Source organism: Legionella sp. W05-934-2 (assembly GCF_964199965.1).
Taxonomy (GTDB): domain Bacteria; phylum Pseudomonadota; class Gammaproteobacteria; order Legionellales; family Legionellaceae; genus JAFIFT01.
Window position 1 is genome coordinate 1 of sequence record NZ_CAXMZT010000034.1, and the last position, 493, is coordinate 493.

Consider the following 493-nt stretch of genomic DNA (forward strand, 5'->3'; position numbering starts at 1 on the left):
AAGTACTTTGTTTCTTGCTACCTAATTGTTAATGAACTTCTGCTTTTTGCAGATTAAAACACACTCAGTTGAATTTGTTTTGATCTGCATGATTGCTTTGATTTATGATGGTGGAGCCGAGGAGAGTCGAACTCCTGACCTCCTGCGTGCAAGGCAGGCGCTCTACCAACTGAGCTACGACCCCTTTTTTTTACTTCAGCTTTTTCCTTTATCCGGCGTTGCTAAACTGTTTCTGCTCGGTTGCGTACTGATGTACGCGCCCTCTCATAAACACTTTCCTTCGTAAAATGCTTTTTGCTTTTTCCTTTATCCGGCGTTGCTAAACTGTTTCTGCTCGGTTGCGTACTGATGTACGCGCCCTCTCATAAACACTTTCGCGCCTTGGTATAAGGAAATATGTTTACAAAAATCTTTGCGCTCTTGCTGTTCTCTTAAGACAAACTGTGTGGACACCCTTAAAGCCGACTTTTTCATTAAGGAGGTGATCCAGCCG

At 43.4% G+C, this 493-nt stretch carries 1 protein-coding gene and 1 tRNA gene; both read right to left on the minus strand.

All coding sequences use genetic code 11. The annotated features are described in order from the left end of the window. Positions 1–108: 108 nt before the first annotated feature. Positions 109–184, minus strand: a tRNA-Ala gene (locus tag AB3348_RS15230). A 122-nt stretch (positions 185–306) separates the two neighbouring features. Then, positions 307–493, minus strand: a 187-nt coding sequence (locus AB3348_RS15235; protein WP_367608475.1) for a hypothetical protein, incomplete at its 5' end; no start/stop codon positions are given.